14 protein-coding genes are annotated in these 16225 nt (G+C 46.7%); 2 read left to right on the top strand and 12 right to left on the bottom strand.

Annotation, left to right across the window (positions count from 1 at the left end; translation table 11 throughout):
- On the bottom strand, window positions 1-411 hold the full coding sequence (locus tag UL82_RS02370) for an HAD-IA family hydrolase (protein WP_046438837.1): 411 nt from the start codon (window positions 409-411) through the stop codon (window positions 1-3).
- Between the two features lie 196 nt (window positions 412-607).
- On the opposite strand from UL82_RS02370, the gene UL82_RS02365 reads away from it, so the two are divergent.
- Window positions 608-1060, top strand: a complete 453-nt coding sequence (locus UL82_RS02365) for a hypothetical protein (RefSeq protein ID WP_046438835.1) — start codon at window positions 608-610, stop codon at window positions 1058-1060.
- 30 nt (window positions 1061-1090) lie between these two features.
- On the opposite strand, the gene secA is transcribed toward UL82_RS02365, so the two are convergent.
- The 9 genes from secA to UL82_RS02320 form a co-directional block, all read right to left on the bottom strand.
- Window positions 1091-3634, bottom strand: coding sequence for a preprotein translocase subunit SecA (gene secA, locus UL82_RS02360; protein ID WP_046438834.1), 2544 nt, complete (start codon window positions 3632-3634; stop codon window positions 1091-1093).
- 192 nt (window positions 3635-3826) lie between these two features.
- A complete protein-coding gene (hpf, locus tag UL82_RS02355) occupies window positions 3827-4483 on the bottom strand; it encodes a ribosome hibernation-promoting factor, HPF/YfiA family (RefSeq protein WP_046438832.1) in 657 nt (218 codons plus the stop codon).
- 152 nt (window positions 4484-4635) lie between these two features.
- On the bottom strand, window positions 4636-5343 hold the full coding sequence (locus tag UL82_RS02350; protein WP_046438831.1) for a ComF family protein: 708 nt from the start codon (window positions 5341-5343) through the stop codon (window positions 4636-4638).
- Between the two features lie 41 nt (window positions 5344-5384).
- Window positions 5385-7124 carry an LpqB family beta-propeller domain-containing protein gene (locus UL82_RS02345; protein ID WP_046438830.1) on the bottom strand — a complete coding sequence of 580 codons (1740 nt, stop codon included), beginning with the start codon at window positions 7122-7124 and terminating at the stop codon, window positions 5385-5387.
- On the bottom strand, window positions 7117-8682 hold the full coding sequence (gene mtrB, locus UL82_RS02340) for an MtrAB system histidine kinase MtrB (protein WP_232009568.1): 1566 nt from the start codon (window positions 8680-8682) through the stop codon (window positions 7117-7119). The genes UL82_RS02345 and mtrB overlap by 8 nt, the downstream gene beginning before the upstream one ends.
- Window positions 8683-8723: 41 nt before the next feature.
- Complete coding sequence (gene mtrA / locus UL82_RS02335) at window positions 8724-9401, bottom strand: MtrAB system response regulator MtrA (protein WP_046438828.1); 678 nt, start codon at window positions 9399-9401, stop codon at window positions 8724-8726.
- Between the two features lie 55 nt (window positions 9402-9456).
- A complete protein-coding gene (locus UL82_RS02330; protein WP_046438826.1) occupies window positions 9457-10095 on the bottom strand; it encodes a dTMP kinase in 639 nt (212 codons plus the stop codon).
- Between the two features lie 6 nt (window positions 10096-10101).
- On the bottom strand, window positions 10102-11556 hold the full coding sequence (gene ahcY / locus UL82_RS02325; RefSeq protein ID WP_046438825.1) for an adenosylhomocysteinase: 1455 nt from the start codon (window positions 11554-11556) through the stop codon (window positions 10102-10104).
- Between the two features lie 179 nt (window positions 11557-11735).
- Entirely contained in the window at window positions 11736-12089 is a 354-nt protein-coding gene (locus UL82_RS02320) for a DUF4259 domain-containing protein (protein WP_046438824.1), read from the bottom strand.
- A gap of 356 nt (window positions 12090-12445) precedes the next feature.
- Here UL82_RS02320 and UL82_RS02315 point away from each other — a divergent pair, with 356 nt between their 5' ends.
- Window positions 12446-13159 (top strand): hypothetical protein, encoded by a 714-nt coding sequence (locus UL82_RS02315; protein ID WP_046438822.1) that lies wholly within the window; start codon window positions 12446-12448, stop codon window positions 13157-13159.
- A 51-nt stretch (window positions 13160-13210) separates the two neighbouring features.
- Here UL82_RS02315 and UL82_RS02310 read toward each other — a convergent pair whose 3' ends face one another.
- A complete protein-coding gene (locus UL82_RS02310) occupies window positions 13211-14806 on the bottom strand; it encodes a Na+/H+ antiporter NhaC family protein (protein WP_046438821.1) in 1596 nt (531 codons plus the stop codon).
- 156 nt (window positions 14807-14962) lie between these two features.
- Window positions 14963-16123, bottom strand: a complete 1161-nt coding sequence (manA, locus tag UL82_RS02305; RefSeq protein WP_269078410.1) for a mannose-6-phosphate isomerase, class I — start codon at window positions 16121-16123, stop codon at window positions 14963-14965.
- Window positions 16124-16225 lie beyond the last annotated feature (102 nt).

Genomic DNA, 16225 nt, shown 5'->3' with positions numbered 1-16225 from the left:
TTAAAACTCCCCGTTAATGCCAAAAAGGCCGGCTATTTCTACTACTGCACGGTCGAATTGCTGGTAGTACACACCAACTAAGCCAGATTCGACAGCTGCCCGAACATTAAGGATGGAATCGTCAACCATCACACAATCATTCATGGGAATATCAAGGGCATCAGCAGCAGCTTGGAATGCCGCAACATCTGGTTTTTCCGCCCCAATTTCACCCGAAAGCAATACCGCATCGACAATTCCTTGTGTCTGTAGCACACGGATCGGTTCTGCTCCTGGGCCACCTGGATCATTAGAAAGCACCGCGGTCTTAATTCCGCCTGCTCTTGCCGAGGCAAAAAGATTGCGCCATCGACGCTGTTCATCATCCGTTCCATCAAGAACGCCTACATAATCCACAATCAAGCCACGCACGGCTAGTTAACACCTCACGAATTCTTATTTTTTGGCATACTTATAAGTGCCCGTTGTACGATGATTCTTTCATATTTTGCCTTATTTACGCTTGTCCAGAGCGCCTATAACGCAAAATTTGACCAAAACTATATATTTTCCACCGTGGTTACTTAACTATCCCCCGCTGTTAAAAAAAGAAAGTAACCACACTATTATGGCCATTAATCAGCCCACTGGTTTTGTCACTATACCTGGTTTTAGCATGCTCAAAAAGCTACCACCACAGACAAAGAAACCTTCTCAATCAACAGTAATAAATACCCGCCTTACCCAAGCAGATTATAAGCGAATAGAAACTCTCATTAGCATCGCACTCAATACTGCGTATGGGCTACGACCTATGTCTAGTCTGCATTTTCGTATTTATGATTTACGGGTGCGCGAACACCTAAGTCATATCAGGCAAACCTATCGCCATAATACAGCTCGAATATCTATCCAATCGCTACACTATCAGCGCCTCGGTCATCGAGTTATCGCTTTTGGTACCGTCGCCGAAACTACTGGTGTTAAAGCTTATAGCTGTGTTTTATATGCTCGCGAAACCTGTGATTGGTACATGAAAAATTTTCTTCTTCTTACTAATAACGAAACTGGCCGCAGATAAAACCTGCGACCAGTTCTTAGTAGTCAAATTTTAAGCCTCAATAACCGTGGCTTCTTGCACTGGCTGGAACTGCCTACGCAGTAAGAAAAGCTGACGAACGGTTTCTTCTTTGATTCCGTCCTTCATAGCGTTGAACATGTCGCCGCCTTCTTTTTGATACTCCACCAATGGGTCGCGCTGCGCCATAGCCCGCAAGCCAATACCTTCTTTGAGATAATCCATCTCATAAAGATGCTCGCGCCATTTAGTATCAATAATAGGCAAAATAACCATGCGCTCGATATTGCGCATCTGCTGTTCACCACCAATAGCAGCAACACTAGTTTCTAACTCTTCGTATTGTGCATGAGCATCAGCAAGCAATGCTTTACGCAGATCTTGCGCACTCAACTCACCTGCGGCACTGTATTCGGTACCGTCGATAAGCTCCTGGTAGCCAAAAGAAGGTCCGTAGAGAGACTCTAGTGCGTTCCACAAAGAATCTAGATCCCAATCCTCGACATAGCCATTGGCAGTAGCACCATCAACATAGGCTTCGATAGTCTCGTCAATCATCGACTGCACATTAGCTTGAATATCGGCGGCATCAAGAATTGCCCGGCGCTCGGAATAAATGACCTTACGCTGCTCATTCATAACCTCATCATATTTGAGCACATTTTTACGCATCTCAAAGTTCTGGGTTTCCACACCAGCTTGGGCATTCTTGATCGAGTTGGTCACCATCTTGGCCTCGATCGGAACGTCATCGGGCACGTTAAGCCGGTTCATCATATTTTCCATAGACTGACCAACGAAACGAACCATAAGATCATCACGCATAGACAAGTAGAAACGAGTAGACCCTGGATCACCTTGACGGCCAGATCGACCACGCAACTGGTTATCGATACGACGTGATTCATGACGCTCGGTACCAAGCACATAAAGACCGCCGGCCTCACGTACCTCATCGGCAAGAAGTTCGCTCTTGGCTTTTACCTTAGCTAACTCTTCATCCCAGGCAGCCTCATATTCTTCTGGGGTACCAACTGGATCCAAGCCACGCTCACGCAGGTTAATATCGGCAATGATATCGGGGTTGCCACCCAACACAATATCGGTACCACGACCAGCCATATTGGTAGCCACGGTTACCGCACTTGGTAAACCAGCCTTAGCCACGATCTGAGCTTCTTGCTCATGGAATTTAGCGTTAAGCACATTGTGTTTAATACCGCGACGTTGGAGCAGCTTAGAAAGATACTCAGAGCGCTCCACTGAGGTGGTACCCACCAAAACTGGCTGGCCTTTTTCTACTCGCTCAGCAATATCATCAACTACCGCGGCGAACTTAGCTTCCTGTGTTTTGTAGATCAGGTCGGTGAGATCTTCACGACGTGGATCTCGGTTGGTAGGAATCGGAATCACGTTGAGTTTATAGATCTGGTGTAGCTCAGCAGCCTCAGTCTCAGCGGTACCGGTCATACCAGCAAGTTTGGTGTACAAACGGAAGTAGTTCTGCAAAGTAATTGTGGCAAGTGTCTGATTCTCATTTTTAATCTCGACGTTTTCTTTTGCCTCAATTGCTTGGTGCATACCCTCGTTATACCGACGGCCTGCCAGCACACGACCAGTAAAATCATCAACAATAAGCACTTCTCCATTGCGCACAATGTAGTCCTTATCGCGGGTGAATAACTCTTTCGCCTTAATGGCATTATTAAGGTAGCTCACCAATTGAGAGTGTTCTGGGGCATAAAGATTATCAATGCCTAGCTGATCTTCAACATAGCTCACACCATCTTCTTTAATACCGATGGTGCGCTTGCGCTCATCAACTTCATAGTGCTCATCGCGGCGCATCCGAGGCGCTAGCTGAGCAAAAACGGAATACCACTGGCTAGATCCATCAACTGGTCCGGAAATAATCAGTGGCGTACGAGCTTCGTCGATAAGAATGGAGTCCACCTCATCGACAATGGCGTAGTGGTGTCCGCGCTGGACTAGATCATTAAGGGTGCGCACCATGTTATCGCGCAAATAATCAAAGCCAAGTTCATTGTTGGTGCCATAAGTAATATCGGCACCATACGCTTTACGACGCTCTTCAGGCTGCATATCCGAAAGAATCACACCAACTTCTAAGCCCAAGAAGCGGTGTACGCGCCCCATCCACTCAGCGTCACGTTTCGCCAAATAATCATTAACCGTAACTACGTGCACGCCCTTGCCCTCAAGCGCATTGAGATAAGCAGGCAATACACAGGTAAGAGTCTTACCTTCACCGGTACGCATCTCAGCGACGTTACCAAAGTGTAGTGCGGCACCACCCATAACCTGAACCAAGTAGTGCTTTTGACCAAGCACCCGCCAGGATGCTTCACGAGCCACGGCAAAAGCCTCTAAGACAAGGTCATCAACCGTTTCTCCCTCGTCGAGACGTTTTTTAAACTCTTCAGTCTTTGCCTTGAGCTCGTCATCGGTGAGATCTGAGTACTCCGGCTCAAGAGCAATGACGTCTTCTGCGATCTTCTTCAGTCGCTTGACTGCGCGCCCCTCACCCATACGGAGCATCTTGGAAAGTCCAAACACTTAAGGTCGTCCTCACAAAATCTATTAGCGGTATTTTTCCGGAAGTCTAGCAAGCTATTGTACGCACACACCTGGCAAAGTGAAGAACTCGACTTCGATTCCACCGAAGTCGAGTCCTTAAGAGTGACGAAGGTTGCGATTCTACTTCTTAGTAGAAACTTACCTTACTCTCAGAGGGGCGCAAGTGCGATCTCACTCCCCCAGAGTAATCAGACCATAATTAAACGCGTGCCGACGATAAACCACCGATGGCCGCTGAGTTTCAGAATCCATAAAGAGGTAAAAATCGTGTCCCACCAGTTCCATCTCACTCAGTGCTTCATCAACTGTCATAGGTGTGGCCGGGTGTTCCTTCTCACGCACCACCTGACCAGGTAGAACATCTTCTACCTTATCGGCATATGGATCCGTATCGTATTGGCTCTCTCGTTTTGCTTGCTCTGCTTCGTGAACCAATTCGGCAGCAACCTCACCAGTACCCAATGGTGCCCGGTGGCCGGACATAGAAATCGAACGACGCGCCTTTACCTTACGTAAAGAACGCTCCATACGAGATAAAGCAGTTTCTAGCGCCGCATAGAAGCTATCTTCTTTTGCTTCGGCACGAGCAATATGCCCTTTACCGGTGGCAGTGATCTGAATACGATCGCTTTCTTCTGCGCGGCGTGGGTTACGCTCATGCTGCAACTCAACATGGAAGAAGGTCAAAGTAGGATCTAGCCGGGCAATCTTTATCAACTTAGAATGAACACGCTCCGCGAAATGATCCGGAACTTCAACATTACGTCCTGTGATGGTCACCTTGACTTCTGGGCTCAAGGTCTCGTTGCTAGCAGCAGGCGTGGTCATATCGACATACCTTCCTGTTCAGCCGCCGGGAATGTACGAGTGGGATTACCCGTGTATCCCTTCATGGCGGGATCAACTTCCAGTTCAAGAATACCTCTGGTCATAACCTTTACGCCACAATGTGTTAACTTTTTCCTACTACCCCCATACCTTTAAGCATTGCTCCACCCTAATGCGCCACGTACTTGAACACCGGCACTAGCCAGCAGTTGAGCACTTGCCGCAAGGGTCGCACCAGTAGTAATAACATCGTCGACAAGCACTACCGACAAACCTGAAATTGCCCTAGTGGTAGCTGGGGTTCGCCACCCCCGCCCATCGCTAGGAACCCATGCCCGCTGGCGGAGCCAAGCAAGAAGTTGCCATTTTTGTTCCGGTGGTAGAAAAGCGGTGGGCACTACCGCATGTCTCATATTTTCTCGCCGCTGTGTCGCTGATAACCCCACTGAATCTTTTACTGACCGAGTGTGCTCCAGTGCTTTCCACGTTGGAAAGCCAGTATTACGACACACTAAATACACCGGATCACCACCTCGACGTGAGGCAGCAAGCCGTCTAGTCGGTGCCGGGATCAATACAATTTCTTCCTCAAGTTCACCAGCTGCGATAAGAAATTCCACAGCCGCGCGCACAATAGGGCCAAGGTAAGGAATCATATCTTTTCGCCCACGTTCTTTTAAAGCGATAATGACTTCTCGACGAACCCCACCTAATGCGCCCAAACTCCAGGTAGGAATATGCATATTTACTCGGGTAGAAATGCGCTGAGGTGCACTACATAATTTTTGATGACACGGTAAGCACAACCGATAACCGGCTACACCACACCCGGCACAATGATGAGGAAAAATAAGCTCCATATAGACATAGACGAAAAAATCTCGTCCATAGTGCCGTTGTTCTAGTGTGAGATAATTGGCACGCTACGTTCTCCTTCTAATCCCGGCACTTCTCGCCAAAAACTCGAACCGCTCCCAGAAACACTAAACTCCACTGTGGAACGGGCATCGGTGGCATAAATTGTGCTTGAATTTGCCCCTACTTGTACTACTGGAGCAGCAATATTGTTATTGGGCAGACTATAACCAGCCGAACCATCTTGTTCTACCCGCCAAATCGGAGTGTCAATATTGGTTGTGCCAATAATCAAGCCATCATTACTATCCCAATCTACGCTGAGCGCAGAATCTTCAATAGCAGGAAGAATTTCTTGAATATTTACTAATCGACGCTCACCGGCATTAGGTCGAGCAACAGTAGCTGTATATACCCGACCATCCATAATGAAGGCCACCCGCACACCAGAATGAGATAACCGGAAAACCGATATAGTCCCCCGGTTTTCCCCCAATGCACTGGTGTCTACTTCAGTTTGGGTAATCTCCCCAGTACCGCTAGAGCGCACTAACCGCAATACTGTTTCACCATCAAGTACTGTCCACAGCGAGGAACCAAAACTATCAAAACTTGGTCGGGTCAAGGTACGCGCACTCAATACTTCCGAATAATTGCCTTCAATCTCGCCAACGAGCATCGTCGAACGCTTATTTTCATCATTTCCACTCGTTTGTACAATTGCCGCAGCATCTAAAGCTGCACTAATATCGGCAGATTCAATCGCCCCGGAAACACCTAAAAATCCAGGTACTGGTTCTAAATTATCGCCGTACATGCGCATAAGCGAACCATCATTTAAAAAGTACAGCTGCCCAATCACCGAGGTAGATCCTTGCGGGTTGTACTCTGCAAAATCATCCACATCAAGTTCCATAGCGCCTGTTGCTGCTAAAGAAAAGACATCAGAATCAATAGCGAAAGTGTACGGTCCGGGAACATCGGCAAGTGCTAAAGTCCAGACCAATTGGGCAATTAATCGGGCACGCGCGGGTTCATCAAGTGACGCTAGCCCGGTAAGGTGGTACACGCCTTCTTCCACACCGGCAAAAGCAGCCGAACTTGGAATCTCATTAAGTACCCCCGCTGATAATGTTCGAGCCGGTCCAGAAAGAAGCAAGGTAATAAGAGACGAACCAAGATCAGCCGAACCAGAAGCAATCCAGCGTCGATCGGAAACCAAAGAGACTCCACCAGGTTCAAAAAAATAAAGATTTTTCACCTGATAAGTGCTGCGCAGTTTAGCTGTCTCTATTGCAATCGTGCTAGGCAAACTGCTAATACGCCACTGACCATCAATCTGCTCTAGATCAATCTCCTGACGGTATTGTTCATTACGTGGCTCATAAGCGCCACCGGCAGTAATAACACCTGTGATCGTACCGGTTACTTCATAGGTAACAATGCGTTCTGCCGAAGGGCTTTCCATCGTGGTTTCTTGATCGTAGCTGTAATTCACATCAACGCGATCAAGAACTAAAAGCTCTTCACTGGGTTTCCAAGAAATCGCTGTTGTATCGGTTAAATAGCTACGCGATAGCTGATACTGCTGCTCTGGTCGGGCAAAACTGGCATAAAACTCACGCACTAATAAATCAGGTGCTAAATTGACTGTTGGCCTATTAGCTTGGGTACTTGCAGGTGCGCCAAAGCTGCGCAATACCTCTGGTTCGGTACTGGCCGGCAAGGACGTGCATCCAGCAAGCAGTGCTGTCATAGAAAACAAGACAACAGCTCTTTTACCCATGTTCTATTCCCCTGCCTGCGTTTTCTTCTGATTCTTGGTTTAACACTGCTGGTATGTGTAATGCAATAGGTGGCTCACCTATATCACTACCAGGGGTTTTAGGAACAACCAATCTAAACATTGTACCTATCCCAGATGCACCCTCAGCATCGAGAATACCGCCATGCAAAAGCGCATCTTCCCGGGCAATAGCAAGACCTAATCCAGTGCCTCCAGAATGACGAACCCGAGAAGGATCAGCCCGCCAGAAACGGTTAAATACTAGTTCTTCTTGTCCTGGCTTAAGCCCGACCCCATGATCGAGAACAGCAATCGCCACAGCACTATCGCTTTCTTCGAGTTTGACTACTACCGGATTCGATTCCGAATGGTCAATCGCATTAGCTAAGAGATTGCGCAAAATACGTTCAATACGACGATTATCCGCTGAAACCATTACTGGTCGCTCTGGTAGCTCAAATTCCACTGGAACAGCTAACTCTTGGGCCAGATGATCGACTTGCTGCCAGGCAGAATTAATACAGCTACGAATATCAAATTCGGTGGCAGTAAGATCTGCAACGCCAGCGTCATGACGCGAAATTTCTAGTAGATCATTAAGCAAAGATTCAAAACGATCAAGCTCACGCACCATAAGCTCACTAGCGCGCCGTGCTCCTGGCGAAAGGTCATCAGCATCATCGGCAATAAGATCAGCTGCCATGCGTACCGTAGTCAGCGGGGTGCGCAGCTCATGGGAAACATCCGAAGTGAATTGACGCTGCAAATTACCATATTCTTCCAATTGGGTAATTTGCTTACTTAAAGATTCCGCCATGGAATTAAAGCTCATGGCCAGTCTGGCCATTTCATCTTCACCCTCAACAACCATGCGTTCACGCAGATGACCAGCAGCAAAGCGTTCCGAAATTCTACTTGCACTACGTACCGGGGTAATGACCTGTTGGGTGAGCAACCACGCGATACCAACCAATAACACCACCACAACAATGGCTGCTGCGGAAAACAAGCCCCGCAATAACGCCAAGGTAGTTTCTTCTTGGGTCATTGAAGCAACCAAATAAACCTGTAAATGAGGAATATTGGTTTCAGTTGGAGTACCAACAATAAGCGCTTTATATGCACTACCATCAGCACGATCAATGGTGGCGAACTGATAAGAAATCTGCTCTTGGCTGACAAAACTGCGCAGCCGTTCTGGAATCCGATACCCTTCAGGGGAACTGACCACAGTCCCATCAGGATTACTCACCACAATGATCGGCTCATAAGTGGTTTGTCGATCTAATGACTGAGAATTACGCGAGGTTAAAACTGCGCGAGCAGAATTTAATCTTGTTTGTAGGCTGGTCGAACTCGAGGTGGAGTTAATTTGTTCCTCCACCGACATGCGTGCTCGATCGATTTCGGCATCGGCAGCATCTATTTTTGAATTCACCAAATTCTGGGTAACAAAGCTGATCAAAATAACCGCTAAAATACCCATCACTACTGCCGAAGCCGCAAAAATAGATCCTAAAACGCGTAGCTGCAAAGAGGTGCGCCACCGATGGCTAATAACTATGCGTAGCCGACGAATTCGCTGCCTAAAAATAGGACTTACTCCTGCCCCGTCTTATACCCCACGCCACGTACCGTAAGCACGATCTGTGGATTTTCAGGATCTTTTTCAATTTTGGCTCGCAACCGCTGCACATGGACGTTGACCAATCGAGTGTCGGAAGCATTTCGATAGCCCCATACCTTGTGCAAGAGTGCTTCACGAGTAAACACTTGCCCTGGCTTACTAGATAGTTCCAGCAACAATTCAAATTCCAGCGGGGTCAGTTGTATTTCTTCATCCCCACGGCTAACGACGTGGGCTGGAACGTCGATAAATAAATCACCGACTTCAATACTATCGCCGGGTTCTTCTTCACTACGACGCAGACGAGCGCGAATACGCGCTACCAACTCTTTAGGTTTAAAAGGCTTGTTGACATAATCATCAGCGCCTGACTCCAAACCTAAAACCACATCAACTGTGTCAGTTTTAGCGGTGAGCATCACGATGGGAACTGTTGAATCGGCACGGATACTCCGGCAAATATCAATACCATTCATTCCGGGCAGCATTAAATCCAATAGCACCAAATCTGGCCGTTCCCGATGGAAGGTGTCTACCGCTAGTGCCCCATCTGTTACTGCGACAGTGTCAAAGCCCTCAGCCTGCAACACAATGGTAAGCATCTCAGAAATTGCTGGGTCATCATCGACCACGAGAATTTTCTGCGGCATAGATGTTTCGTCCTTTCTTGAGAACGATCGTAAAACTAAAAACCGTATCCTGGCATCAGTTTAGTCTTTTTCCCGCCCAATGAGCGATTTCACTTGCAACCTGAGCTACATCCTGGGTCGGCTGAATAATCCACCATGGACTTGCCCAGTCTAACTGTGCTAACCGCACATATGCAGCGAAGGTGCGTTCCTGTAAACCGGAATCAGACTCATAGTGATCTCTGACCCGGGTATCATCGGTAGCTTCTCGATATTGTGCTCGTTGCTGAGCTAACTGTGGAGCAGTGCCCAGCAATAACTGCAAATCGGGTCGAGGAAGTCCTAAAGTTTTGAACTCTAAATTCTCAACCCAAGCAAAAAGTTCATCGTTTTCTGCCCGAGCAGAAGAATAGGCAGCATTACTAGCGCTATAACGATCCAACAGCAATAATTTGTCTGTTTTCTCGCCTCCGGAACTATATGCTGCAATCTCTTCTTTAATTCCATGACGATCCAAAGCAAAAAGCGTAGCCATACCATAAATAGAATCCGTTAGATCCCCCATCTTTCCATACAGAGCAGCCTGACCAAGCTGAGCAGGGAGAGAATCCCGATAGCGTGGGAAAGCAATGGTATGTGCGTCGAAACGCTCTTTTAAAGCAGTTACCAACGTATTTTTGCCGGCACCGTCAATGCCTTCAATAGAAATAATCATCGTTTTTTAATACCGGTAGTGTTCTGGTTTAAATGGCCCAGCAACATCAACGCCAATATAAGCGGCTTGTTCCTTGGTCAGCTTGGTAATGGTACCGCCTAAGGCTTCCACATGGATACGGGCAACCTTTTCATCCAAAATTTTTGGTAGGCGATAAACCTGGTTAGTATAACTGCCATCATTATTAAATAGCTCGATCTGGGCAATAGTTTGATCAGCAAAAGAAGTAGACATAACAAAACTAGGATGACCGGTTGCATTACCTAAATTTAATAGTCGACCTTCCGAAAGAACCACAATAGATTTACCATTAGGCAAGGTGAATTCATCGACTTGTGGCTTAATATTGACCCTGGTGACATCATCACGGTAGTGCAAACTAGCCATATCAATTTCATTATCAAAGTGGCCAATATTGCCTAACACCGCATGATCTTTCATCGCCAGCATGTGTGCAAAAGAAATAATCCCTATATTTCCGGTAGCAGTAATAACAATATCTGCTTCAGCAATTGCTTCATCAACATGTACTACTGGAAAACCATCCATAAGCGCTTGTAACGCATTAATAGGATCAGCTTCGGTAACTTTTACCCGCGCGCCTTGACCGGCCATAGCCTCCGCACAGCCCTTACCCACATCACCATAGCCACAAATAAGGATGTTTTTTCCACCAATAAGCGTATCGGTAGCGCGGTTGATTCCATCGATAAGCGAATGACGTGTGCCATATTTATTGTCGAATTTAGATTTGGTTACCGCATCATTGACATTCATGGCGGGGAAAGGCAATCTTTCCTGCTGTTCATACTGGTATAACCGTTGTACACCGGTGGTAGTCTCTTCAGTAACGCCTTTTATTGATACAGCGATTTTAGTCCACTTATTTTTATCTTGTGGATTCTCACTTGTTATAACCTCGTCCAGCATGGCTAAAAAAGCCCGATATTCATCAGAATCATTAGCTTGAGCTACAGGCACCTTACCGGCTTCTTCAAATTCTTTACCCAGGATAACAGCCATAGTGGCATCACCACCATCATCAAGGATCATATTGGGCAGCTGATCACCCCAGCTAAAGATTTGATTAACGCACCACCAATAATCAACTAAAGACTCACCTTTCCATGCGAAAACTGGCACGCCTTGTGGATTTTCTGGGGTACCATCACGACCTACTACCACAGCTGCCGCAGCTTCATCTTGAGTGGAAAAAATATTGCAACTTGCCCAGCGTACCTGCGCACCCAAAATGGTAAGGGTTTCAATAAGCACCGCAGTTTGTACCGTCATGTGAATATTACCGGCAATGCGCGCACCACGTAACGGCTGTTTAGCTCGATACTCTTCGCGCAACTGCATAAGCCCAGGCATCTCATATTCAGCTAACCGAATCTGATGGCGACCCGCCTGTGCAAGGCTAAGGTCGGCAACTTTATAGTCCATAGCAACTGCGTCCATAATATTTGGCAGGTCTCCTCAGATTAGCTGCTCATATTTCGCGTATCCCCAGCACATGCCGAATAAGAAATATCAAGCAGCGACAAACACTAGTTGTGTTTACTCTACCTGGCTGATCCACAAAACATATCGAGAAATTTTCTCGACCACACTATCCCACCACGGTCTACTGGGAAACACTAACTTAACACCTCTAAATATGCATCAAGATCTTCCTCTATTTCCGCATTCTCTAATAATTCAGCAGCTTTCTCGCGTAATTCCTCATCACCTTCACCGATCAATTCACGGATAAAAGGATAATTCTCGACGATTTCACCACCACTAAATGGTGCACCTGCCCAAATAGCTACCACGGTTGCCGCCGCTAAACCATTGCGTTCTTCTTCCGTAGAAAGACGTCCTCCGCTTGTTGCTGCTACACATGCATCATGAATAGCCTCAATGATCTCACTATCCTCACGATCAAGCAGGTCATCAAGAAAATCGACATTAATATCTTCATTGAGAATACGATCATCCCACGCGCCCATAGCTTTTCCTTCCAGAATCTTTTAATTCTCGGCACCATCTCAATTGCTTTTATACCCACACTATTGTCGCAGCGTATCTTCACCACGCTTGTTTAGCGTTTACTCACCCATATCGAAAAATTTGGCCGTACACCAGCAGGGTAACTACATAAAATTATAAGTTTCTTTTTTTGCCTATGGGAAGAAGTAATTTCTGTATTTTTCGATAAAAATACTCACCCAAAATATACACATAGATCAAAATACCTACCCCAAGCAGGAGATTTATATATTCCACTCAGTACACCATGTGTGCTACGGTGATAACTGTTATCAAGTTGAGATTCATAGTGCTACCTGATGCATAAGGAGAAAAGGTGAATCCGCAGCAAAACAGCGACACTCGCACGACTCGGTTTGCATTTTTTGTTTTCTCCGGTGTCACCTTGGCTTGCATAGTTGGTGTTGGGGTATGGAAAATTAGTTGCCCAAGCACTCAAGCCACTGGCGAAGCTGGCGCCCAGGTAACTGCCCATGCCTCAGATATTCGCACACTTGCTTCTACTACAAACAGCACTATCACTAGAGATACGTCAGTAGAAAATACGGCGCTATCCCGGCAGGCAACAATTGCCCAAGATGATCCTTATCTTGCCCCTAATGCCTACGTACCACCACGTCAGGAACCCAAAAATACCGCCAAAAATACTGCTTCGCCGATAAACACTCCCAGCATCTTGCCAACACCGCAACCTTCACCACTAGCATCACCTGACCGAGGCCATGATACTACTGCACAGCCAATACGTACACCGCATCAGATGACGCAAGAAACCGACGAAAGCACTACCAATACAACTGAATCCTCACAAAAACCAAGCACACCGAGTTCTAGTAGCACTAGCACCGAAGAAACAGTGCCTAACCCTACTTCGATCATGCCAGAACCAGATAATCCGATTGTCGATATTCCCAAGCAAGGTGCCCCCCACACAGAAATAACCCCCACCCCACAGGCCAGCGAAACTACACACCCAACCGCTTTACCAGAGACCGCTTCACCTACTGTTTCTGCTAACGCGATAAACTAAAAAAAATAGTGCCAGGTAACTTACCTGGCACTATTTTTAGCTTCGTTGTACTTAAACCAAAGCTACTGGGTGAAGCTTTTCTAGACGCTCGCTACGTAATGATCCAATAAGAATAAAAATAGTAACCAATACGAGAGTCACAACTAATCCGAGAATAATATTGGTAGTCGCAGCTAGCACTATATAACCAAGCAAGGCTGCTAACGCAACCACCAATGCATAAGGTAATTGGGTAGCCACATGGGTAACGATCTCACAGCCAGCACCGGTAGAAGAAAGAATCGTTGTATCGGAAATCGGCGAACAGTGATCCCCCATCACCGCACCAGCAAGAACTGCCCCTAATGCTGGCAGGATTGCTTCAGTGGCTCCTACCGAAAGCAAAATATCACCAGCGATTGGAATAAGCAATCCAAAAGATCCCCACGAGGTTCCAGTAGAAAAAGCCATTAAGCCGGCAACAATAAACATCACTGGGATCAACCAATGTGGTGGCACGCCCCAAGATTGAGTCAATGAACCTAAATATTGTCCCGTTCCTAGTTCGCTGACCAAAGAACTAAGCATCCACGCTAAAACCAGGATATAAATTGCGCCCATCATAGATTTAGCGCCTCCTTTAACCCCACGGCATAACACCAAGACATCTAGTTCAGTGGAATAGCGTGCAATACGGAAAAAATAGCCCACAGAGGCAACTAGCCCGATCAGACCACCATAAAGCAACGAATCTGCCACCATTGTTTCAGCCAACATATCAATAGGATTTGTTGAACCGCTTGCCAGGTAACCAGTAACAAACATCGCCCCAAGAACGCCTACTACCAACAAAAGGAAAGGCACAATAAGCGAATTCAGTGCGCCCGGGCGATGCACTGGCAAATCCTCTGATAACTCGCCGGGGATGACCGCTCCGGGGGCATAGGTTTTACCTTCTGCTAGAGCACGGCGTTCTTCTTTGCGCATTGAACCGAATTCCCAGCTCAACCCGATAACTAAAAATACCGAGGTGACCGCAGCAATAGCGTAATAATTAGCTGCTGCTGACCACATAAACGCCACCACCCCATTGGCGGCAACTCCGCCCATCACGACAATAGGAGTCATCAAACCAATAATCGAAGCACCCCAAGAAGAAAAGGGGGCCAGAATTGATACTGGTGCCGAAGTGGAATCAATAATGTAGGCCAATTTTGCCCGAGAGACCTTATACCGATCTGTTACCGGCTTAGCTACTTGCCCCACTGCAAGAGCATTGAAATAGTCATCAATAAAAATCACTACTCCTAATGCAGCGGCAAAAAATTTTGCCCCGCGCCGGGTTTTTATTCGACGCACCGCCCAATCTGAGAAGGCTTCTGTGCCACCGGTCATAAAAACCAAGGAGGTAATAATGCCCAAAATAATTAAAAAGAGCAGAATAAAGATACTTGAGGTGTTAGGCTGACCCTCATCGAATAGCCAAAAAATACCAGCGAATGCACGCCAAACCTGTTGAATTGTTCCTACTGGGTGAAAATCATTAATCAGTAGCGCAGCTAGCAGCACACCAATTCCAAGACTTAATAAAACCCGTCGGGTGGCAATTGCTAGCACAATAGCAGCCACCGAGGGCACAATTGTCAGAATGGGAAGCTGTTCGATCATACAGGGTGCCTTTCACACTAAGCATCAGCAATATAAAAACTGACTCATATCGCTTGAAGGATTACACCATATTTTGTAATAATCTTCTTCCCCGATGATGCCAAAACTCCTAATGCAGCACACTACCTACTAGCGTTAGCATCTATTTTTCCTAACCTAAGAGATACTGGCCACAAAAACAGTTCCAGTGCCGCTAAGAACAACATCACCATGATCAGCTGAAACCCACACCGCTTGTGAAGGCCCACATTCATATTCACCAATAAGAATCTGCCCACTAGTACATAAAATTATGCTTGGCTTATCACTGTCTAAAGTCAATTCACCGTCGACATCAAAACAAGATAAGACAAATTCATCGATAGGAACTTCGTACTCATGTCCATTACGCTTTGCTAATGGATCAGCAAGAGTTTCAAATCGTAATACTTTAACCAGTTCAGGTACATCGACATATTTAGAAGTCAGACCGCCGCGCAACACATTATCCGAGTTAGCCATAATCTCTACTGCTAGCCCAGAAACATACGCATGCAAATTACCGGCATCTAGATAAATAGCCTCACCAGGCTGCAAAATAATATAATTCAGTAACAAAGCACCAAGAACACCGATATCACCTGGATAGCGATTATTAAGCACCACCAGATTGCGCAATACTGGCTCTACCCACGTGCCAATATTTTTCTCAATAGCTGTTTCTACACAGCTTATGATGGCGTCGATAAGCTGATGGCGTACCCCGGATGGGATAGTAATCCACGTGGTAAAAAGTGCTCGAAGCCCTTGAGCTGAATCGGCATCATCAAGCATGCCAACATAGCGATCCAATTCTGGGCAGGCGATCGCATGAAAAAGTTCTTTGGTACGCTCTAGTGGCCTAAAACCGGCCATTGCGTGAAATTCAGTCAGTGCTACTAATAATTCTGGTTTGTGATTATCATCGCGGTAATTGCGATTGCTCGCCGCTATATCAATGCCTAGCTCATTTTCTCGTGCAAAGCCTTCCTGTGCCTGCACTAGGGTGGGATGTGCTTGGAGGCTGAGTGGTTCACCAGCAGCCAAAATTTTTAACAAAAATGGCAACCGCTGACCAAACCGAGCAATAACATCCTCACCTAACTGCTCCTGAGGACATTCATTAATAAGCTCAAGCAAACTCTGTTGCGAGTCACCGATAGTTGAAGATCCAGCAGGATGCGCACCATACCAAAGTTCTGCCTCCGGCTTAGCACTTTCTTCTCGCCCCTGTAACTGCGCAATTAACGTACGCGAGCCCCAAGGGTAATTCTGCATCCGCGGCACAAGCGGCGTAATCACAAACACATGTCCTTCCAAAATCGTGTGCATACCTTATTCACAGCACGCACATCCCTTTATCTCCGGTAGCTAACTGCAACGCATATGCTACTAGCCCAA

It is taken from the genome of Corynebacterium kutscheri (genome assembly GCF_000980835.1).
Classification (GTDB): Bacteria; Actinomycetota; Actinomycetes; order Mycobacteriales; family Mycobacteriaceae; genus Corynebacterium; species Corynebacterium kutscheri.
Note: the sequence above shows the minus strand (reverse complement) of the source record. Positions and strands in the feature narration are given on the sequence as shown.

Coding starts and splice junctions, on each gene's coding strand:
- mtrA (WP_046438828.1), bottom strand. CDS start 9,401: ATGCCGCAGAAAATTCTCGTGGTCGATGATGACCCAGCAATTTCTGAG.
- UL82_RS02330 (WP_046438826.1), bottom strand. CDS start 10,095: ATGATTATTTCTATTGAAGGCATTGACGGTGCCGGCAAAAATACGTTG.
- UL82_RS02345 (WP_046438830.1), bottom strand. CDS start 7,124: ATGGGTAAAAGAGCTGTTGTCTTGTTTTCTATGACAGCACTGCTTGCT.
- UL82_RS02320 (WP_046438824.1), bottom strand. CDS start 12,089: ATGGGCGCGTGGGATGATCGTATTCTCAATGAAGATATTAATGTCGAT.
- UL82_RS02365 (WP_046438835.1), top strand. CDS start 608: ATGGCCATTAATCAGCCCACTGGTTTTGTCACTATACCTGGTTTTAGC.
- UL82_RS02350 (WP_046438831.1), bottom strand. CDS start 5,343: ATGGAGCTTATTTTTCCTCATCATTGTGCCGGGTGTGGTGTAGCCGGT.
- UL82_RS02310 (WP_046438821.1), bottom strand. CDS start 14,806: ATGATCGAACAGCTTCCCATTCTGACAATTGTGCCCTCGGTGGCTGCT.
- hpf (WP_046438832.1), bottom strand. CDS start 4,483: ATGACCACGCCTGCTGCTAGCAACGAGACCTTGAGCCCAGAAGTCAAG.
- ahcY (WP_046438825.1), bottom strand. CDS start 11,556: ATGGACGCAGTTGCTATGGACTATAAAGTTGCCGACCTTAGCCTTGCA.